Origin of the sequence: Acuticoccus sp. MNP-M23, assembly GCF_031195445.1 — a bacterium.
Classification (GTDB): Bacteria; Pseudomonadota; Alphaproteobacteria; order Rhizobiales; family Amorphaceae; genus Acuticoccus.
In genome coordinates this window covers 2,941,033-2,961,053 of the sequence record NZ_CP133480.1, presented here as the reverse complement: position 1 = coordinate 2,961,053, position 20,021 = coordinate 2,941,033, and the positions used below count along the sequence as shown (strand labels likewise).

The following is a 20,021-nucleotide window of genomic DNA, read 5'->3' as shown; positions in this document are numbered from 1 at the left end:
CCCCGGGGGACGGCTGAATGAACGACATGACCATGGCCAAGTTCGGCGTGGGGGCACGCGCCCTTCGCGTCGAGGACAAGAAATTCATCACCGGCCACGGCAAATACAGCGACGACTTCCAGCCCGAGGGTTGTCTGGTCGCCGTATTCCTGCGCTCTCCGATTGCGGCCGGCACGTTCACCATCAACGACACTGCCGCTGCAAAGGGCGCCCCCGGCGTCCACGCCGTTTTCACCCATGACGACCTTGCCGACCTGAAGCCGCTGCCCTGCCGCGCCGCGCTGGAACAGGCCGACGGGTCCGCCACCAACGTGCCGCCGCGCCCCGCGCTCGCCAACGGCCGCGTCCACCATGTGGGTGTGCCGGTTGCTATGGTCGTTGCCGAAACCGTCGAGCAGGCGAACGATGCCGCCGAGCTGATCGAGGTGGACTGGGACAGCGAGCCTGCCGTCGCCGGCACGGCAGAGGCGCTGGAAGACGGCGCCCCGCTGGTGTGGCCGGACCACGGCTCCAACCTCGCCTTCCTCTACGCCCAGGGCAACAAGGACGCGACGGAAGAAGCCTTCGCCAAGGCTGCGAAGACCGCCAAGGTCGAACTCATCAACAACCGCGTCGTCGCCAACTACATGGAAACGCGCACCTGCCTCGCTGAATATGAGAACGGCCGCTACCGCCTGACCGCCGGCACCCAGGGCGGCCACGGCATGATCGACGTTCTGGCCGAGATCCTTCAGGAGAAGGAAGAGAACATCCACGTCGTCACGCCCGACGTCGGCGGCGGCTTCGGCACCAAGATCTTCGTCTACAACGAATATCCGATGGTGATGAAGGCCGCGAAGGACCTTGGCCGCCCGGTCAAATGGGTCTGCGGGCGCTCCGAATCCTTCATGTGCGACAGCCAGGGCCGCGACAACGTCACCGTTGCCGAAGTTGCGATGGACGACAACGGCAAGTTCACCGCCCTGCGCGTGGACCTCAAGGCCAACATGGGCGGCTATCTGGCCCAGTTCGGCCCGTTCATCCCGTGGGTCGGCACCACCATGGCGCCCGGCGTCTACGCCATCCCCGTGATGTATGTTGCCATCAAGGGCGTTTTCACCAACACCGTGCCGGTGGATGCCTACCGCGGCGCCGGCCGCCCCGAGGCCGCCTACACCATCGAGCGGCTGGTGGACGAAGCGGCCCGCGTCACCGGCATCGACCGGCTGGAGCTGCGCCGCCGCAACTTCATCACCCAGGAGCAGATGCCGTTCCTGACCGCCGCCGACCGCACCTACGACACCGGCGACTTCAACGGCCACATGACCCGCGCCCTCGAAGTTGCCGAATACGACACTTTTCGCACCCGCGACGAGGAAAGCGCGGCCAGCGGCAAGTTCCGCGGGATCGGCGTTGCGACCTACATCGAGGCGTGCGCCTTCCCGGGCTCGGAAAAGGCCGAAGTCATCCTCAAGGACGATGGCAAGTTCCAGCTCCTCATCGGCACCCAGTCCAACGGTCAGGGCCACGCCACCGCCTATGCGCAGGTGATCGCCGAAAAGCTCGGCGTCGACATTTCCGAAGTCGACATGATCCAGGGTGACACCGACATCGTGAAGACCGGCGGCGGCACCGGCGGCTCCCGCTCGATCCCGCTCGGCATGCCTTCGGTCGCCGCGGCGACCGACGAGCTGTCCCAGAAGATGAAGGACCTCGCCAGCGACCACCTCGAAGCCGCAGCCGCCGACCTCGAGTTCGACGCCGGCTCCATCCGCGTCGTCGGCACCGACAAGGCGGTGAGCTTTTCGGAGCTTGCGGCGAAGGCCCCCGGCACCTCCGGTTCGGGCGACGTGTCCCACGCCGAACCGACCTTCCCCAACGGCACCCACATTGCCGAGGTGGAGATCGACCCCGCCACCGGCATCACCGAAGTGCTGCGCTACACCATAGTCGACGACTTCGGCGTGACGGTGAACCCCAACCTGCTCGCCGGCCAGGTTCACGGCGGCGTGGTGCAGGGCATCGGTCAGGCGCTGCTCGAAAACACCGTCTACGACGAGGACGGCCAGCTCATCACCGCCTCCCTGCTCGACTATTGCGTCGCCCGTGCCGACGACGTGCCGTCGCTCTATTTCGAGACGCGCAACATCCCCTCCAAGCACAACGCGATGGGGATCAAGGGCGCTGGCGAGGCGGGCTCCATCGGCTCCTGCCCCGCAATCATGAATGCGGTGATCGACGCCATGTGGCGCAATGTCGGCGTGTCCGACATCAACATGCCCGCCACGCCGGGCGTGCTCTGGAAGGCGATCAACGACGCACGCCGGCAGGCCGCCGAGTAGGCTTCGGCCTCACGCAACAAAAAAGGGCGCCGCGTTGATCGCGGCGCCCTTTTTCTTTGCGCGGGCCGGTGCCCTGTTACCAGGGCGAACCCTCACCGATGGTCATCGCCTCGCGCCGGTACTCGAACGGGCCTGCGCCGGCCCACGCGTTGCCGTCGGGATAACGGACCTCGACGCCCGCCAGCTCTTGCGGGTCGAAGATCCGCATGTTGACGCCCATCAGGTCGACGGACGCATTTTCAGCCCTGAAAGCATCGGAGAACGACCAGTGCGTCGTCGATCCGCAGGTGGTGCAGGAGTGGACCTCCGCTGCGGCGTTTGCCTTGTCGCGGCGCAGGAAGGAGGCGGTATTTCCGGCGACCGCCACCATGCCCGTGGCGAAGTAGCCCCAGGCACCGCCGGACTTGCGGCACAGGTTGCAATTGCAGTCGTGGATGAATTCAGGCTTCGATTCGATCGTGACGCGAACCGCGCCGCACAGACATTGACCCGTCATGGCCCCTCCAGGAGACTTTGCAGCGTCTATGATAGGCCAGCGGGCGCCGCGGTGCGAGGCCGGGTCAGGCCGCGTCCTCGCGCGCTGCCTCCGTCGGCGCATTGTGCGCCACGATCCGTTTCATCATCGCGAGAAACAGCGCCCGCTCCTCCTCGCTGAGCCCGTCCAGCGTTGCGTGGTGCGCCCGCTCCGCGGCGGCATCCACCGCTTCCAGTGTGGCGCGGCCCTCGTCCGTCAGGGTTGCCATGCGCACCCGGCGGTCCCTGGTGGAGGTGCGGCGGCGCACCAGGCCGCGCTTCCTCAGGCGCTCCAGCACATCGGCCATATTGGTCTTGTCGATCTCCACGGCGGCCGCCAGCGTGGTCTGGTCGGACGGGCCGATCTGCGACAGGGCGGAAAGCACGGAGTACATGATCGGCGTCAGGTGATGGCCGCCGATCTCGCGGGCGAAAATGGCGGTATGGATCTGGTGCAGGCGGCGGATGAGAAAGCCCGGCCGTTCCTGCAGCGCGTTGCCGCGCCACGGGTCGGTCGGTTCTGTCCTTGGCACGACGGCGTCCATCGGCCCGCTCCTTGCATCACGTCAGCACTATTCCTCTATGCGCGACCCGGAGCAGGTTTCGCAAGCGCCGGGGCGGACTTGACAGTCCGCCGCCTCACACTTCAAACTATTATGTGTACATATCACTATTGGCATTACGACCATTTCGGATCAGCCGCAGGGCAACACGCGAAAGCAGCGGGTTGGCGGCGACGAACACACGAAGGAGCATGGCGTGCAGGTTGACACTCTGATCCGCGGCGGGACGCTGATCGACCCCGCAGCCGGCCGCAACGGCCGCTTCGACGTTGCCGTAAAAGACGGCAAGATCGCCGACATCGCGCCCAACCTCTCCACCGTCGAGGCCAGGGAAATCATCGACGCGACGGGCCACATCGTCACCCCCGGCATGATCGACACCCACGGCCACGTCTACCAGTACGTCACGGGCAAGTTCGGCCTCGACGCGGACATGGTGGGCGTGCGCTCCGCCGTCACCACCATCATCGACCAGGGCGGCCCCAGCTGCATGACCATCGGCGGCTTCCGCCACTATGTCAGCGAGCCGGCCAAGACCCGCGTCCTGTGCTTCATCTCCGCCTATCTGGTCGGCGGTCTCGAAGGCCACCTCTACCCGGACCTTTACGGCCCCATCGGCGTCAACGCCGAGCACACCATCCGCGTCGCCAAGGAAAACCGCGACATCGTGCGCGGCATCAAGGCGCATGCCGAGATCGGCGGCCAGTCCCGCTGGGGCATGGATGTCATCAAGATCGGCAAGAAGATCGCCAACGAAGTGGGCGTGCCGCTCTACATCCACCTCGGCCAGCTCTGGCCCACCGCCGACAGCGCCGAGATCCCTGACGCCGACGAGCTGATCCGCGAGCTGGTGCCGATCATGGATGCCGGCGACGTGATGGCCCACCCGTTCACCCGTCACCCCGGCGGATACGTGAACGATGCCGGCGAAATCCACCCCATCATTCTGGAAGCGGTCAAGCAGAAGGGCGTGCGCACCGACGTCGGCCATGGCTCGCACTTCTCGTTCGCAGTGGCGCGCAAGGTGATTGGCGCGGGGATTATCCCCTACACGCTCGGCGCCGACATGCACGGCTACAACGTGAAAGTGCCCGAGGCGAGCGAGGACGGCTCCCGCGCCGAAAGCCCGTTCTTCGGCGTTGCCCCGTTCAACCTCACCATCGCGATGACCGAGCTTCTTTATCTCGGTATCCCGCTGGAAACGGTGGTCGCGATGGTCACGAAAAACCCCGCCGAACTCATTGGCATGTCGGACGAGATCGGCTCGCTGGAAGTGGGCCGCGTTGCGGACATCAGCCTCCTCAAGATCGAGGAAGGCAAGTTCAAGCTGATGGACAACTCCGGCGAGGAGGTCGTCAGCGACCTGCTCGTCCGCCCGATCCTGTGCCTGAAGGACGGCGAGCGGTTCGACGTCGACAGCCCCCTCGTGCCGGACGCCATCGCAGCGTGACGACGAAGCCTCACGCCGGCCGCGGTGTCGGCGCCTCGCTCCTGCGCAAGGAAGACGACCGCTTTTTGCGCGGTCGTGGCAGGTATATCGGCGACATGCGGATGGCCGACATGCTGGAAATGGCGTTCGTGCGCAGCCCGCTGGCGCACGGCCGCATCCGCGGCGCGCAAAAGCCCGAGGGCCTCGCCTTCGTCGCGGCCGATCTTGAGGGCGTCACCGGGATCCGCGCCGATTCGGGCCTGCCGGGCTTCCGCTCCTCCGTCCAGCCGATCCTCGCCTTCGACAAGGTGCGCCACGTCGGCGAGACCGTGGCGGCCTGCCTCGCCCCCACCAGAGCGGAGGCCGAAGACCTTGCCGAACAGGTGGATATCGATTTCGAGGAACTCCCCGCCGTTCACGAAATGACGCGCGCCCGCGACAAGGACGCTCCCCTCCTCCACGAAGGCTGGGAGGAAAACGCGTTTCTGGAATCCGTGGTCGACACCGGCGAGCGGCCGGCGGCCCCGGAGGGCAGCGTCACCGTCACGCGCACCTACCGCACCGCGCGCCAGTGCATGGCCCCCATCGAGGGCCGCGGCTGTCTGGCGGTGTGGGATCGCAACCTTGAAATGCTGACGCTCTATTCAGCGACCCAGATGCCGCACATCGTGCGCAACGGGCTGGCCGAATGCCTCGGGATGCCGCAGGAGCGCATCCGCGTGATCGCGCCCGACGTTGGCGGCGGCTTCGGCTACAAGGGTATCCTGCTCCCCGAAGAAGTCTGCGCCGCCTACCTCGCCATCAAGCTGGACCGCCCGATCCGCTGGCTGGAAGACCGCCGCGAACACCTCATCGCGGGCGCCAACTGCCGCGAGCACCATTACGAGATCACCGCCACCGCAGCCGCCGACGGCGAACTTCTCAGCCTCGAATGCGAGGCCATCGTCGATTCGGGCGCATACTCCAGCTACCCGTTCTCGGCCTGCCTTGAGGCGGCGCAGGTGGGGAGCATCCTCCCAGGCCCCTACAAGCTCTCCCACTATCGCTGCCGCACGTTTTCGGTTGCCACCAACAAGCCGCCGATCCTGCCGTTCCGCGGCGTTGCCCGCACCGGCGTGTGCTTCGCCATGGAGCTGACGCTGGATGCGCTGGCGCGCGAGCTGGGCATGAGCCAGGAGGCGATCCGCGCCCGCAACCTGGTGCGCGCCGACGAGATGCCCTTCACCAACATCACCAACAAGTTCTTCGACAGCGGCGACTATCCCGAAGCCCTGAAGCGCGCGGTGGAGGCCATCGACCTCCCCGCCATCCGCGCCCGCCAGAAGGCAGAGACCGGCCGCACCCGAACCGGCGTCGGCCTTGCGGTGTTCTGCGAGCAGGGGGCGCACGGCACCTCCGTCTACCACGGCTGGGGCATCCCGATGGTGCCGGGCTTCGAGCAGGCCACCGCCCGCTTCACGCCCGATGGCGGGCTGGAGCTGCGCGTCGGCGTCCACAGCCACGGCCAGGGGCTGGAAACCACGCTGTCGCAGATCGCTTGGCAGGAGCTGGGCATCGAGCCGGACCGCGTCCGCCTCGTCCACGGCGACACCGCGATGACGCCCTACTCCACCGGCACATGGGGCTCGCGCTGCGCCGTTATGGCTGGCGGCGCCGTCGCCACCGTATGCGCTGCCTTGCGCGACCGGGTTGCCGCCATCGCCGCGCACCTCCTCCAGGCCGATGTGGCGGACGTGATCGTCTCGGACGGTGTAGCCCGTGCCGGCAATGCCGAAGTGACGCTGAAAGAGGTTGCGCACACCTTCTACCGCGCGCCGCAGCTGTTGCCGGACGGGGTCGACCCGCGCGGCCTCGAAGCCACCGAGGGCTACAAGACGGTGAAGGACACCGGCACGTTCTCCTACGCCTGCCACGCCGTCACCACCACGGTGGACCTCGACACCGGCGACATCCGGCTCGATGACTACGTGATCGTCGAGGACGCCGGCACCATGATCAACCCGATGATCGTCGACGGCCAGGTCTATGGCGGCGCGGTGCAGGGGATCGGCACGGCCCTCTTCGAGGAAATGAATTACGACGGTTCGGGCCAGCCCCTCGCCTCAACGCTTGCCGACTATCACCTGCCCGTCGCCGCCGACGTGCCGCCGATCCGCATCATCCACATGGAGACGCCATCTCCGCTCAGCCGCTACGGCCAGAAGGGGATCGGCGAGAGCGGCGCCATCGGCTCCCCTGCGGCCATCGCCAACGCCGTCAACGATGCCCTCTCCGGCATCGGTGCCGAGGTCGCATCCGTGCCGCTGACACCGGAGCGCGTGCTGGAGGCCATCGCCACCGCCCGCCCGAAGGTGGCCGCATGAAGCCCGCCCCGTTCGACTATGGCGGCGCCGAAGACCTCGCCGCCGCCAAGGCCGCCCTCGCCGGCGAGGGCGTAAAGCCCGCCGCGGGCACCCAGTCCCTCGGCCCGATGATGAACCTGCGCCTCGTGCGCCCCGGCGCGCTGGTCGATATCGCCGACCTTCCGGCGCTGCGCGAGGTGCGCGAGACCGCAACCTCCGTGCTGATTGGCGCCGCCATCACCCACGCCGAGATCGAGGACGGCGAAGCCATCGACCCGACGCCCGGCTGGATGCGCGCCGCCGCCGGCAACATCGCCCACCGCGCCGTGCGCAACCGCGGCACCATCGGCGGCAGCCTTGCCCACGCCGACCCCGCGGCGGACTGGGCGATCGTCACCACCGGCCTTGGCGCCACCATTCACATCGACGGCCCCGCAGGTGCCCGCACGCTGCCGGTGGAGGATTTTCTCACCGGCCCGTTCACCACGGCGCTGGCGCCGGGCGAACTGATCGTGGCGGTGGAAATCCCCCGCCCCGGCGAAAACGCCCGCTTCGGCTACAACAAGTACACGCGGCAGGTGGGCGAGTTTGCCAAGGCCAGCGCGGTCGTGCTGGACGATCCCGCCAACAACCGCCGCCGTGCCGCGCTGGGTGCGCTGGGCGGCGCGCCCCGGCTCATCGAAGACGTGGACGCTCTCATCGAAGGCACGCTGTCGCCGGAAGAGGCCGTCGCCGCCACAGTGCCGGACCTCAAGGTGCCGACCCTCCACGTCACCGCCCTCACCCGCGCGCTCGCTCTGATGGACCAACGATGAAACTCGCCCTCTCCCTCAACGGCGATGCCGTATCCGAGGCCGCCGAGCCGCGCACCAACCTTGCCGACTTCGTACGCGAGACGTGCCACAAGACCGGCACCCACGTTGGCTGCGAACAGGGGGTGTGCGGCGCCTGCACGGTGTTTGTGGATGGCCGCCCGGTGCGCTCCTGCATCACGCTGGCCGCCGCCTGCGAAGGCGCCGCCGTCCACACCATCGAGGGCTTCGAAGACGACGCGCTGATGGCGCAGCTGCGCCAATCCTTCTCCGCCCACCATGCGCTCCAGTGCGGCTACTGCACGCCCGGCATGCTGGTGACGGCCTACGACATCGTGCGCCGCCTGCCGGATGCCGACACCGCCACCATCCGCCGCGAACTCTCCGGCAACCTGTGCCGCTGCACCGGCTATGCCGGGATCGTCGCGGCCATCGAGGCGGTGCTGGCGGAGAGCCCGCCGCCTGCTGCGGTCCAGCCCCTCCCCCGCCAGCGCCGCGCCAAACCGAGCCTCGCGGCGACGGGCACGGCAAAGGCCGACACCGCAGTACCCGCCGCGCAGCTGGAAGAAATGGAGCCGCTCACCGGCGGAACGCGCCTCACACGCTCGCTTGCCGTGGAGGCACCGCTTGCAAAGGTCTGGGCGGTGCTGACCGACCTTGATGCCATCGCCGACTGCATTCCCGGCGCAAAACTCGGCACGCCGCCCGAAGGAAGCGCCGGCAAAGGCGAGCCGTTTGCCGGCGCCTACAAGGTGGCGCTCGGGCCGGTCACTGCAACCTTCCGCGGGGCGGGACTGTTTTGCGCAGACGCTGCGGACCATACCGGCAAGGTTGTCGGCCGCGGGCGGGACCCGCTCAGCGGCACGCGCCTGTCAGGCGAACTCGCCTTTGCCGCCGCCGCAGACGGCGACACGACCCGGCTCGACCTCGACATGACCTACCTCGTCAAAGGGCCGCTGGCGCAGTTCAGCCGTCCGGCGCTGGTGGAGGCGCTGGCCGACAGCATTCTGGCCGATACCGCCGATGCCCTCGCTGCCAGAGCCAGGGGCGAGAGCGCACCGGCCCCGCAACGCGCCGCCAGCGGCCTTTCATTCCTGCGCATCATTTTCGCGCGGCTGTTCGGGCGCAAGGCATGAGCAGCACCGCCACCCGCGCATCCCATGCGGCGCTGTGCGCGGCCCGCCCGCAGCTGGCCCGCATCGCACCAATCGGCGAACTCGTTGCCCACCTGCCGCCGCGCACGCTCTTTCATGCAGGCCCGCCGTTCGCGTCGCTTGGCGATGTGCCGCAGCCGGTGCGCAATGCCGCCGCTGCAGCACTCGCTCACGAGGGGTGGAGCGAGGCCGGATGGGCCGCCATCGCCGCGCAGGAGATCCACTTCGCCCCGGCGCAGGATTTCGGCATCGTGACGCCGCTGGCCTTTGTCGCCGGCCCCTCGATGTTCGCCGTGGAAGTGACGGACGCTGACGGCAAGGCACCGGCAAAGGTCTCGCCGCTCAACGATGGCCCGCCCGCCATCGCGCTGCGCTTCGGCAGAGACAGCGCGGACGGTCTGGCGCTGGTGAAAAGCGTCACCGACGGGATCGGCGCCGATCTTGCACACGGCCTCCAGGCGCCCGTTCCGCTTTTGCCGCTGATGGCCGATGCCCTCGTCAATGGCGACGACCTCCACGGCAACGTCGCCGCCATGCAGGCCGCGATCCGCCAGCACTTCACCGGCCTGTCGTCAGAAAGCGAAGCCTACCTCGATGCCGCCGGCCAGTTCGCACTCAACATCGTGATGGCCGCATCCGCGCTGATGCTGGCCGCAGGCGACGGTGTGGCGGACAGCGACATGGTGGTTGCGTGCGGCGGCAATGGCCGCGAGGTGGGTTGGAAGCTCGCAAGCGGCGACGGTTGGCAGACAGCGCCGGCACAGCGACCCGAAGGCCCCCATGCGGCGGGCACCGCGCCCCTTCCCGCAATCGGCGATAGTGCTGTCATCGACGCGCTCGGCTTTGGCGCTGCCGCTCTCCGCTTCGCACCGGCGCTGCGTGCCAACCTTCCCGACCTTCCCGCCGCCTTCCTCTCCCCCGCCGCGCACGAGGCCTATATCGGCCGCCACCCGTCGTTCCCGGACGACGTGGCCCTGGGTCTCGACCTGACGCGCCCGCGCAAAACGCTCGGCATCATGCTGGGGATGGTGGAGGAGACCGGCACGCACGGCCTCATCGGCCGCGGCGTCGCGCCATGGCCGTGAGCGGCGCTCAGAGCGGCGTGAGCGGGTCGGCGAGATAGACCGCCTCGCCCTCCACGCGGACGGCGTAGCGGCGCAGCGGCGGCAGGCGCCAGCCGCGCGGGCAAACGCCATCCGAAAGCCGGAAGCGGGCGAGATGGCGCGAGCAGGTCAGCCACTCGCCTTCATCATCAGTCTCGAAGCGGCCTTCGGACAGGCGCGCATATTCGTGCGGACAAAGACCCTGGTAGGCGGCAACGCCCGATTTGCGGCGCACCAGCACGACAAGCTCGCGTCCGACGACCACATCGGCCAGATTGCCGGTGCCGAACGCGTCCAGCGTTGCCACTTGTTGCCAAAGAGGAGCCGTCACGGCCGCCCATGACAGGTCATTTCACCCGCCCCACCACTGATTTCTGGCAACAGATCCTCCCTGCCGACGATCCCGCCGGAAACGCCGAGCCGCCGTTCCAGTACGGCTACCCCGCACGGCTGACCGACGGTCGCATCCTCGTTCTTCCCATCCGCATGGTGCCGGACGGGGAGCGCGCCGTCGCCTCGCTGATTGCCAACCACGCCTCGTTCGCCGTCAACGATGCGCTGTCGGACATCATGGCCGGCCATGCGGACGGCGCCGACGTGGTGGTCGGGATGCCGACCCTCGGGCTGGTGTTCGCGCCCGAGATGGCCCGCCGCCTCGGGCACACCAACTACGTGCCGCTCGGCTACTCGCGCAAGTTCTGGTACGACGAGGCGCTGTCCGAGCCCGTCCGCTCCATCACCACGCCCGGCGCCGGCAAGCGCGTCTACATCGATCCCAACGCGCTGCCGCGGCTGGAAGGCAAGCGCGTGGTGCTGGTGGACGACGCAATCTCCACCGGCGGCACGATGGTCTCCGTGCTGCACCTTCTGGGCAAGCTCGGCTGTGCGCCGGAGCGCATTGTGGTGGCGATGCGGCAGGGGACGGCGTGGCGCGATGCGCTGGCCACAGTCGACCCCGCCATGCCGGACCGGGTGAAGAGCGCCTTCGCCTCGCCCATCTTCACCCGCGTGGAGACCGGCTGGACGCCGATCCCCGGCAGCCTCGATCACAGCCCCATGTAGGCTTCGCGGATCTTCGGGTCGTCCCCCAGATCCGCCGTGGTGCCGGACATGGTGGTGCGGCCGGTCTCGATCACGAAGGCCTCGGTTGCGATCTCGAACGCGGTCATCACGTCCTGCTCCACGAGAAGGATGGTGAGCCCCGCCTTGTTGATCTCGATCAGCGCCTCGCCAAGGCGGTCCACCAGCCGCGGCGCGAGGCCGAGCGAAAGCTCGTCGATCATCAGGAGCGCGGGGCGGGAGAGGATGCCCCGGCCGATGGCGCACATCTGCTGCTCGCCGCCCGACAGGGTGCTGGCGTCCTGGTGCTGGCGCTCGCGCAGGATCGGGAAGACGTCCATGACGTGCTCCAGATCCTTGGCGATGCCGTCCTGATCGGAGCGCAGATAGGCGCCGAGCATCAGGTTGTCGCGCACGGACAGGCCCTTGAAGAGGCGCCGGCCCTCCGGAACGTGGGCGATGCCGCGGCCGAGCACATGGTCGGGCGTCTTGCCGCCGATGTCCTCACCATCGAAGCTGATGCTGCCGCCCTTGGGCTGAACGAGACCCGAGATGGTGCGCAGGAGCGTCGTCTTGCCGGCGCCGTTGGACCCGACGATGCAGGCGATCTCGCCACGCTTGACACTGATCGAGACGTCCCACAGCACCTGCACGTCGCCGTAACCGGCCTCGAGATTCTTGACTTCGAGAAGCGACACGTCAGGCCTCCATCTTGTAGCGGGCGGCGAACTTGGCGCCGAGATAGGCTTCGATCACGGCCGGGTCTTCCACCACGGCCTTTGGCGCGCCGGATGCGATCAGCTCGCCATGGTGGAGCACCAGAATGCGCTGGGAGATGGAGAGGACCACCTTCATCAGATGCTCGATGAGGAGGATCGTCACGCCCCGCCCCGCGATGGCGCGGATGAGGTCGAGCGCACCGTCGATCTCGGCGGCGTTGAGGCCGGCATTGACCTCGTCCAGCAGCAGCACCTTGGGCTTCATGGCAAGGCTCTTGGCGAGCTCCAGCCGCTTGCGGTTGGGGAGCGTCAGCGCCGAGGCGGGCTCGTCCGCCACCGCACCAAGGCCGACGAACTCCAGCTCCTTGCGCGCCAGATCCATCGCGGCGCGCTTGGATGCCGCACCGCCGCCGAACAGGGCACCGGCGGCGACGTTCTCCACCACCGTCATTTCAGGAAACGGCTGCACGATCTGGAACGTGCGGGCAAGGCCCCGGCGGGCGGCCTGGAAGGGGTGCTGGCGCGTCACGTCCTCGCCAGCGAAGCGGATCGAGCCGGCCGACGGGGTGTGAACGCCGGTGATGAGGTTAACGAGCGTCGTCTTGCCGGCCCCGTTCGGACCGATGAGGCCGACGATCTCGCCCTCCTCCAGCCCGAACGAGACGTCGTTGGTGGCCTGAATGCCGCCGAACGCCTTGGAGACGTGCTCGAGTTCCAGAATGCTCATGCCCGCGTCTCCTTTGGCGCGATGTTGCGGCTGCCGGAAAGGCGCTTCAGCGTCTTGCGATAGTCGAGCCGCAGGATGCCGCCGGGCAGGAAGAAGATCAGGAACACGATGATCCCGCCAAGGATCGCGCGGTTCCAGTCAAGGAAGTTCGCCCAGAAATATTCCTCCAAAATCACGAACACACCGGCGCCGAGCACGGGGCCGAGAACAGTGCCCGCCCCGCCCAACATCGCAATCACCGGCACTTTCACCGTCAGCAGGATGGAGAAGGAATCCGTCGGGTCGATGTAGCCGACCCAGGAGGCGTAAACCGCGCCGACAATGCCGCAGAAAAGCGCCGAGAGGCCGAAGGCTGCGATCTTGTAGCGGGTGACGTCGATGCCGACCATGTCGGCGGCGTCCTCGTTCTGGTTGATGCAGCGGAGGCCGAAGCCGAGCCGTCCGCGGTCGACCAGCACGGTGGCGGCGAAGGCGAGAAGCATCACGCCGACCATCACGTAAAGCACCAGCATGGACACGTACTGCGGCCCGCCCTGAAGGAGCGGCACGTTGAGCCCGTTGCCGCCGCCGGTGAGGCTGCCCCAGGACGAGACGACGAGCCGCGTCACCTCCACGATGGCGATGGAGCCGATGGCAAAGTAGTGCCCCTTGAGGCGCAGGATGATCGCGCCCAGCGCCAGCGCGAAGAGGGCAACGAACAGCCCCGCAAACACCCATGCGACGGCCGCCGGCATCCCCGCCCGCTGCACCAGAGCGCCCGCGTAACAGCCGAGGCCGTAGAAGGCGGCGGTGGCAAACGAGGGGTAGCCGGTGAAGCCGCCGATGAAATTCCACGACAGGGCGAGTGCGGAGAACATGGCGATGGAGATCGCGATACGCACGATGTAGTTGCCGCCGAGGAAGGGCGAGGCCAGTAGCAGCGCGACCCAGGCCGCAAAGATGACGTATTTGAGAGAACCCGGCATCATTCGTACCCCTTCACGCCGACAAGGCCGGTGGGACGGACGAGGAGGAGGACCAGCATCACGACAAAGCCGAGCGTGATGGCGTGCTGCGGCCCGAAGAAGTAGCCCGCAAAGCTCTCGATCAGGCCGAGCGCCATGCCGCCCACCAGAGCACCCGGCACACTGCCAAGCCCGCCGATCACGCAAACGACAAACGCCTTGCCGAGAAACGCGCCGGTCAGGTTGGTGGTGACGGGGAACACCATCGCGAACACCGCGCCCGCGGCACCTGCCATCAACGCGCCGATGCCGAAGGTGATGGCGTAGATGCGGTTGACGCGGATGCCCATCAGCGCCGCCGCCTGCCGGTCCATGCGCACGGCGACAATGGCGCGGCCGATCTTGGAGCCGCGCATCACCACGTAGAGGAGCCCGGTGAGGAGAAGCGCCAGCGCCATGCCGAGGATGCGATCGACCGGCATGAAGATGCCGAAGAGGTCCACCGTGCCAAGGTCCAGCGTCACGCGGCGCGGGGTGGCGGTGAAGGTCACCGTCATCAGGTTGTAGAGGATCATGTCGAGGCCGAAGGTGAGCGTCAGCGTGGTCAGGACCGGCGCCGTCACCACCTTGTTGATGAAGATGTACTGGATCGCGTAGCCGAGCCCGTAGAGCGCGATGGCGACGAACGGCAGGACGATGATCGGGTTCACGCCCATGTACTGGTAGGCGAACCAGGTGAGGTACCCGCCCAGAATGATGAAGCTGCCGTGCAGCATGTTGATGATGTTGAGAACGCCCCACACCAGCGAAAAGCCGATCGCGATGCAGGCGTAGAGGGCGCCGAGGACGACGCCGTTGACGACAATCTGGGCAATATCCATGGGGTGGATCAGTCCGTGGTTTCTGTGGCGTACTGGGCGACGTAGCCCTCCTCGAAGTGCCGCTTGGCGCGGGCCTTGAAGAGAGTGGGGTCGGACGGCAGGCCGTGGCCGTCGACGAGGCGGTTCATGAAGGCGTAGGCGCAGCAGACGAGGATCGCCTCCTGCAGCGCGTCTTCACTCCAGCCAGCATCGAACACGGCGTTCGCGAGCGTCTGCGTGATCTTGTAGGGCTCCAGCGTGAGCACCTTGAGGTAGCGGAAGACGGGCTTCAGCTTCTCGTCGATGGGGGCGGTGTCGACCCCTTCCATCAGCGCCTCGAACACCGGCGGGTCGATGCCGAAGAGGATCGCCGTTTCAGAGTGCGAGGAGTAGCAGTAGGTGCAGTCGTTGAGGCGGGAGCAGTAGGCGCCCATCATCTCGCGCTCGCCGGGCGAAAACGCGGAAGGGCCGCGCATGATCGCTTCCTCGACCTTGCACCAGTCGCGGAAAAGGGCCGGCTTGAAGGGGTAAATGTCCTTGACGAGCGCATCGTCGGGCATGGACGGGAAATGCGGCATGGCGACCTCCGTTTGGGGGCCGGGACGCACCTGAGGCGCGCCCCGGTGCGGAATTACTCGACCGCGGTGAGGTCGGCGTCGGCGATGTTGGCGGGGTAGAGAACCTTGATGCCCTCGCCCTGCACCTGGATGATCGGCATCTCGCGGCCCTGGTTCATGCCGTTGTCGCCAAAGTCGATCGGACCGTAGAAGGTCAGGATGTCGGTGGCGGCGAGTGCGTCACGGACGGCCTGCTTGTCGGTGGAGCCGGCTTCCTTGACGGCGTTGACGAGAACGTCGGCCGCTGCGGCGCACGAGGCATGCACATAGTCCGGGTCGGTATCGAACTTGGCGGTGAAGTCTTCATAGAAGCTTGCCGTGGTCGGCCACACGCCGGTGGCGTCCTCGTAGGCGGTCGCGTGGTGCCACCAGGTGGAGCTGGTCACGCCGTCGGCCAGCTCGCCGAGGCCTTCGGTGAACTCCTTGTAGGCGGGGCCCGTCACCATGGTGATGATCGGTGCGGTGACGCCAAGGTCCTGCATCTGCTTGCGGCCGAGGATCAGGTCCTGCGTGTAGCCGGTCATGTAGATCCAGTCCGGCTCTGCGCCCTTGATGGCGGAGATGGCGGTGGCATGGTCGAGCGTGCCGACGGCGTAGAGCTCGTTGTAGACGACGTCGAGGCCGGCCGATTCAGCGGATGCGGCAAGGGCGGTTGCCATGGATTTGGGGAACACGTCGTCACGGCCGAGGATCGCGACCTTGGAGATGTCCGGCATCTTCTCCTTGAAGTAGGCGACCATCGACTCGGTCATGCCGGTGTTGGGGGCGAGCGTTCCGAAAAGGTACTGGAAGCCCTGGTCGTAGACCGAGGTGGAGGACGCGACGCAGGCGATCAGCGGCACCTGGTAGCGCTCGGCGACGGCGGCGATGATCTTGGTGTGGCCCGAGCCGAAGGGGGCCATCAGGACGTCGACATTGTCCTCGGTGATGAGGCGCTCGGCGAGCTGGCCGGCGCGGTTGCCTTCGGTCTGGTAGTCGTACTCCACGAACTCGACAGGCAGCGTCTGGCCGCCGACCTCGACGCCGCCTGCGGCGTTGGCCTTCTCGGCCCACAGGTTCCAGACGTCTTCCTGCTTCTTGCCCTCGTCGGCGAGGCCGCCGGTGAGCGCGAGCGGAGCGCCGATCTTCAGGACGCCGTCTTCGTCCTGCGCAAGCGCGGGGGTGAGGCTGGTGGCAGCAAGGAGAGCGCCGAGAGCGGCGCGGCGGGCAACTTTGGCAATTGCAATCGAGGTCATGTGGCTCCCTTCCGTTGGCACGGGTCTTGAGTCCGTGAAAGAGACCGCTTCGCAGGTGATGTCAGTCACCCGCGCCACGGCCGGTTGCTGGATTTCGGCAGCAACGTTCGTGCCAATAGTCGTAATGCCAATTGTGGTGGTTACGTCTTTTTTCGCGTAGCCTTGTAAACGCTGATGTTTTTTACAATTCTTGCCGCAGAAAGCCTAGAGAATTGCCCAGCCGGCAGCACCGGCGCACAGCACCACAGCCCATGGCGCCACTGCCCAGAAGCGAAGTGCGCAGAACGCGGCAATGGCGACCACAAGGGACGTCTGATCCGGCACACCGCGCAAAAATACAGGATCGTAGAAGACTGCCGCGAGAAGGCCGACAACGGCAGCGTTGACCCCCGCCAGCGCGCGAAGGGCCAACGCACTGCGCCGCAGATCCTCCCAGAACGGCATGACGCCGACCACCAGCAGCGCGCCGGGCAGGAAGATGGCAACCAGCGCCACCGCCGCCCCGGCCGCACCGCCAAAAGGTGAGGCAACGGCGCCCAGATAAGCGGCAAACGTGAAAAGTGGCCCGGGCACAGCCTGCGCTGCCCCATATCCGGCGAGGAAGGCCCCCTCACCCACCATGGCGTGAAGCTCCCCTTCGAGGAGGGGGAGGACGACGTGGCCGCCGCCGAATACCAGCGCTCCGGCCCGCGCCACCCGCGCAAACAGGTCCGCCCCGCCGCCGAATGACTGGAGAACCGGCAATGCCGCAAGCAGCAGCACGAACAGAACCAGCGCACCGATGCCGATGGGTCGGCTCACGGTCCGCGGCGGCACAGCCTCGGCATCCGCCGGCGCCGCAACGCCGCCGAGAAGCAGCCCGGCCACACCCCCGGCGAGGATGACGGCGAGCTGCGTTGCGGCCGGCCAGGGCGTCAGCAGAACCGCAATGGCGGCCAAAGCGGCAATGGTCGCGCGCGCCCGCGTGGCCGCCAGCGTGCCCGCCATGCCGAGAAGCGCATTGGCCACCACTGCCACCGCCGCGGCCTTGAGGCCGGCAATCCACCCCGCACCCGCAAGATCAAGCCCGCTGCGGGACAAGAAGAGCCCGAAGGCCCCAAGCGCCAGGGCCGACGGCAGCGTGAAGGCAAGCCACGCACACAACAGGCCGGGCAGCCCGGCACGGCGCAGACCCAGCGCCATGCCCACCTGGCTGGAGGCAGGCCCCGGCAAAAACTGGCAAAGCGCGACAAGATCGGCGTAGGCGGCATCGCTCAGCCATCCAAGCCGCGCAACGAACGCCGTGCGAAAAAAGCCCAGATGCGCCACCGGCCCGCCAAACGCCGTGAAGCCCAGCGGCAAAAACGCGAAGAAGACCTCGCGCGCCGTGCCTTCCCTTGTCCGCATGCCGCTGGTCTGCCTGTCCATCATGTGCCCCCGCATCGCTCTTCCCCAAGCAACATGACGGCAAGATGACGAACGCGCTTCACATGTCATTCAGGCGCACCCGCGTCACCGAACAAAAAAAAACCGGACCGGCCCCGATGGGCCAGCCCGGCTTTTGTGTCTCAGGGTGGCAGCGCGGCGAGCGCGCGGCCGGTCAGCGCGGGGCGCGCTTGGCCAGAATGCGCTGGAGCGTCCGGCGGTGCATGTTGAGGCGCCGCGCGGTCTCCGACACGTTGCGGTCGCACATTTCGTAAACGCGCTGAATATGCTCCCAGCGGACCCGGTCGGCCGACATGGGGTTTTCCGGCGGTGCGGGGTGATCGTCAGCTTCGCGGGTGAGCGCGGCGAACACATCGTCCGCATCGGCGGGCTTGGCGAGATAGTCCACCGCGCCGATCTTCACCGCGGTGACGGCAGTCGCAATGTTGCCGTAGCCCGTGAGGATGATGGCGCGCGCTTCGGGTTTGCGCTTGCGCAGCCGCTCGACCACTTCAATGCCGTTCCCGTCGCCAAGGCGCATGTCGACCACGGCAAAGTCCGGCGGATTGCGGTCGACCTCGGCGGCTGCAGACGCAGCGCTGTCGGCCACCTCGGTCTCGAACCCGCGCTTTTCCATTGCCCTTGCGAGGCGCTGGCCGAAAGCAGCGTCGTCATCGACGATCAGCAGCCTGCCGGAACCCATCGGCATGGTCTCTGCGGGCTGAGCCTGTTCTGCAATACTCATCATAACGCCCCCTCAATCTGTTTAGAAATCATATAGGGGTGTTCGCGCCAGCGTCGCGCGTTATTGCCAACTTGTAATGTTAGGTCGCGCACAATCTACCGCTCGCGCGAGAGAGCATCCCGCGGCCACGTCACGCTGGTGATGGCGCCTTCGTCATTCTCGAACACCACTGATGCGCCTGTGCGCTCCAGGAGCGTCTTGGCAATGAAGATGCCAAGCCCGAGACCGCCGGCCTTGTCCTGGGTGCGCCGACGGCTGACGAACGGGTCGCCGATCCGGTCGAGGACATCATCGGGGAAACCCGGCCCATCGTCGGCAATAACGATCTGAACCGCGTCTTGGTTCCAGTCCGCCGTGACCGAAACGGCGCTGCGGGCAAATTCCACCGCGTTTTCAACGAGGTTGCCGAGCCCGTAGTGGATGGCCGGATTGCGCCAGATGATCGGCTTGTTCTCGTCTTCGTCGAGGCCCAGCACGTCGAGACGGACAGCAATGCCCTTGTCGCGGTGCGGGCCGACCACCTCTTCCAGCAGCGTGTGGACGCTGTGGCGCACCAGCGGGCTCTCACCATCCTCGCGCAGATTCTTGAGTTTGCCCAGAATGTTGCGGCACCGCTCCGATTGCGAGCGCAGAAGGCGGATGTCGTCGCCGATGGGGGAGTCCGGTTCCAGCTCGCGCTCCAGCTCCCGCGTCACCACCGATATTGTGGCAAGCGGGGTGCCCAGTTCGTGGGCAGCGGCCGCTGCCAGCCCGTCCAGCGCCTGCAGATTCTGCTCGCGGTTGAGGACCAGCTCCGTTGCGGTCAGCGCGTTCACGAGCTGGCGGCGCTCTTCTGCCACCCGGTACGCGTAAAAGCCCATGAACGAGAGGCTGCACACCAGCGCCAGCCACACCCCGCCCACAAAAAGGAACGGCGGGTTGAACGCTTCGCCGGCGTACCAGGGGAGCGGCATGTAGACCACCGCAAGCATGGTCGAGACGAGAAAGACGATCGCCCACAAGGTCAGCGTGCGGTTGGCCGACAGCGTGGTTGCCGACACCATCACCGGCGCAATGATGAGGAAGGCAAACGGGTTGGTGAGCCCGCCGGTGAGCATCAGCTGGGCGCCGAGCTGCAGAACGTCGAACGTCATGACGCCGTTGGTCCACTCTTCCGGCATGCGGCGATCGTCGGCGAACTTGACCCGCAGAAAGACGTTTGACCACGCCGACAGCGCGACCAGCCCGAGGCACGGCGCTGTCGGCAGCTCGAACCCCAGCACGAACGAGACGAAGAGGATGGCGCCCAGCTGGCCCAGAATGGCGATCCAGCGCAGGAAGAGCAGTGTGCGCACCCGCACAACGCGCGTTTCCAGCTGGATGAGGTGCGTCTGGCTCAATGGCATTGGCATGCTTCCTTGCGCATTGAACGATTACGAATGCCGGTATTCGACGGGCGCAACCTAGAATTGGAAACGCGCTGCACTTGCCTTTG

The 20,021-nt window shown here is 67.0% G+C and carries 19 protein-coding genes; 7 read left to right on the top strand and 12 right to left on the bottom strand.

Going from position 1 to position 20,021, the window contains the following annotated elements; all coding sequences use genetic code 11:
* Positions 1-17 precede the first annotated feature (17 nt).
* Positions 18-2,321 (top strand): xanthine dehydrogenase family protein molybdopterin-binding subunit, encoded by a 2,304-nt coding sequence (locus RDV64_RS13745; protein WP_309195488.1) that lies wholly within the window; start codon positions 18-20, stop codon positions 2,319-2,321.
* A gap of 76 nt (positions 2,322-2,397) precedes the next feature.
* On the opposite strand, the gene RDV64_RS13740 is transcribed toward RDV64_RS13745, so the two are convergent.
* Both RDV64_RS13740 and RDV64_RS13735 read right to left on the bottom strand, forming a co-directional pair.
* A complete protein-coding gene (locus RDV64_RS13740) occupies positions 2,398-2,817 on the bottom strand; it encodes an aldehyde-activating protein (protein ID WP_309195487.1) in 420 nt (139 codons plus the stop codon).
* Positions 2,818-2,881: 64 nt separating this feature from the next.
* Positions 2,882-3,379 (bottom strand): MarR family winged helix-turn-helix transcriptional regulator, encoded by a 498-nt coding sequence (locus tag RDV64_RS13735; protein ID WP_309195486.1) that lies wholly within the window; start codon positions 3,377-3,379, stop codon positions 2,882-2,884.
* 214 nt (positions 3,380-3,593) lie between these two features.
* On the opposite strand from RDV64_RS13735, the gene RDV64_RS13730 reads away from it, so the two are divergent.
* Genes RDV64_RS13730 through RDV64_RS13710 form a run of 5 tightly spaced genes read left to right on the top strand, consistent with a single transcriptional unit; the run spans position 3,594 to position 10,219 of the window.
* Positions 3,594-4,847, top strand: a complete 1,254-nt coding sequence (locus RDV64_RS13730; RefSeq protein ID WP_309195485.1) for an amidohydrolase/deacetylase family metallohydrolase — start codon at positions 3,594-3,596, stop codon at positions 4,845-4,847.
* Complete coding sequence (locus RDV64_RS13725; protein ID WP_309195484.1) at positions 4,844-7,189, top strand: xanthine dehydrogenase family protein molybdopterin-binding subunit; 2,346 nt, start codon at positions 4,844-4,846, stop codon at positions 7,187-7,189. The genes RDV64_RS13730 and RDV64_RS13725 overlap by 4 nt, the downstream gene beginning before the upstream one ends.
* Positions 7,186-7,983, top strand: coding sequence for an FAD binding domain-containing protein (locus RDV64_RS13720; protein WP_309195483.1), 798 nt, complete (start codon positions 7,186-7,188; stop codon positions 7,981-7,983). The genes RDV64_RS13725 and RDV64_RS13720 overlap by 4 nt, the downstream gene beginning before the upstream one ends.
* Positions 7,980-9,116 (top strand): 2Fe-2S iron-sulfur cluster-binding protein, encoded by a 1,137-nt coding sequence (locus RDV64_RS13715; protein ID WP_309195482.1) that lies wholly within the window; start codon positions 7,980-7,982, stop codon positions 9,114-9,116. The genes RDV64_RS13720 and RDV64_RS13715 overlap by 4 nt, the downstream gene beginning before the upstream one ends.
* Complete coding sequence (locus RDV64_RS13710) at positions 9,113-10,219, top strand: DUF1116 domain-containing protein (protein ID WP_309195481.1); 1,107 nt, start codon at positions 9,113-9,115, stop codon at positions 10,217-10,219. The genes RDV64_RS13715 and RDV64_RS13710 overlap by 4 nt, the downstream gene beginning before the upstream one ends.
* A gap of 7 nt (positions 10,220-10,226) precedes the next feature.
* Here the strand turns inward: RDV64_RS13710 and RDV64_RS13705 are convergent, their stop codons facing one another.
* Complete coding sequence (locus tag RDV64_RS13705; RefSeq protein WP_309195480.1) at positions 10,227-10,568, bottom strand: Rieske (2Fe-2S) protein; 342 nt, start codon at positions 10,566-10,568, stop codon at positions 10,227-10,229.
* A gap of 8 nt (positions 10,569-10,576) precedes the next feature.
* Between RDV64_RS13705 and RDV64_RS13700 the strand changes: the two genes are divergently transcribed.
* Entirely contained in the window at positions 10,577-11,299 is a 723-nt protein-coding gene (locus RDV64_RS13700) for a phosphoribosyltransferase (RefSeq protein ID WP_309195479.1), read from the top strand.
* On the opposite strand, the gene RDV64_RS13695 is transcribed toward RDV64_RS13700, so the two are convergent.
* The 9 genes from RDV64_RS13695 to RDV64_RS13655 all read right to left on the bottom strand — a co-directional run bounded on the left by RDV64_RS13695 (position 11,284) and on the right by RDV64_RS13655 (position 19,932).
* Positions 11,284-11,994, bottom strand: coding sequence for an ABC transporter ATP-binding protein (locus RDV64_RS13695; RefSeq protein ID WP_309195478.1), 711 nt, complete (start codon positions 11,992-11,994; stop codon positions 11,284-11,286). The genes RDV64_RS13700 and RDV64_RS13695 overlap by 16 nt on opposite strands.
* Position 11,995: 1 nt before the next feature.
* Positions 11,996-12,742, bottom strand: a complete 747-nt coding sequence (locus RDV64_RS13690) for an ABC transporter ATP-binding protein (protein ID WP_309195477.1) — start codon at positions 12,740-12,742, stop codon at positions 11,996-11,998.
* Positions 12,739-13,710, bottom strand: a complete 972-nt coding sequence (locus tag RDV64_RS13685) for a branched-chain amino acid ABC transporter permease (protein ID WP_309195476.1) — start codon at positions 13,708-13,710, stop codon at positions 12,739-12,741. The genes RDV64_RS13690 and RDV64_RS13685 overlap by 4 nt, the downstream gene beginning before the upstream one ends.
* Complete coding sequence (locus tag RDV64_RS13680) at positions 13,707-14,567, bottom strand: branched-chain amino acid ABC transporter permease (protein ID WP_309195475.1); 861 nt, start codon at positions 14,565-14,567, stop codon at positions 13,707-13,709. The genes RDV64_RS13685 and RDV64_RS13680 overlap by 4 nt, the downstream gene beginning before the upstream one ends.
* 8 nt (positions 14,568-14,575) lie before the next feature.
* A complete protein-coding gene (locus RDV64_RS13675; protein WP_309195474.1) occupies positions 14,576-15,124 on the bottom strand; it encodes a carboxymuconolactone decarboxylase family protein in 549 nt (182 codons plus the stop codon).
* A 53-nt stretch (positions 15,125-15,177) separates the two neighbouring features.
* The gene (locus RDV64_RS13670) at positions 15,178-16,398 is read right to left on the bottom strand and encodes an amino acid ABC transporter substrate-binding protein (RefSeq protein ID WP_309195473.1); all 1,221 of its coding nucleotides are present in this window, start codon (positions 16,396-16,398) and stop codon (positions 15,178-15,180) included.
* A gap of 204 nt (positions 16,399-16,602) precedes the next feature.
* A complete protein-coding gene (chrA, locus tag RDV64_RS13665) occupies positions 16,603-17,820 on the bottom strand; it encodes a chromate efflux transporter (RefSeq protein ID WP_309195472.1) in 1,218 nt (405 codons plus the stop codon).
* A gap of 157 nt (positions 17,821-17,977) precedes the next feature.
* On the bottom strand, positions 17,978-18,550 hold the full coding sequence (locus RDV64_RS13660) for an ActR/PrrA/RegA family redox response regulator transcription factor (RefSeq protein ID WP_375143748.1): 573 nt from the start codon (positions 18,548-18,550) through the stop codon (positions 17,978-17,980).
* Positions 18,551-18,642: 92 nt separating this feature from the next.
* The gene (locus tag RDV64_RS13655) at positions 18,643-19,932 is read right to left on the bottom strand and encodes an ActS/PrrB/RegB family redox-sensitive histidine kinase (protein WP_309195471.1); all 1,290 of its coding nucleotides are present in this window, start codon (positions 19,930-19,932) and stop codon (positions 18,643-18,645) included.
* Between the last annotated feature and the right edge of the window lie 89 nt (positions 19,933-20,021).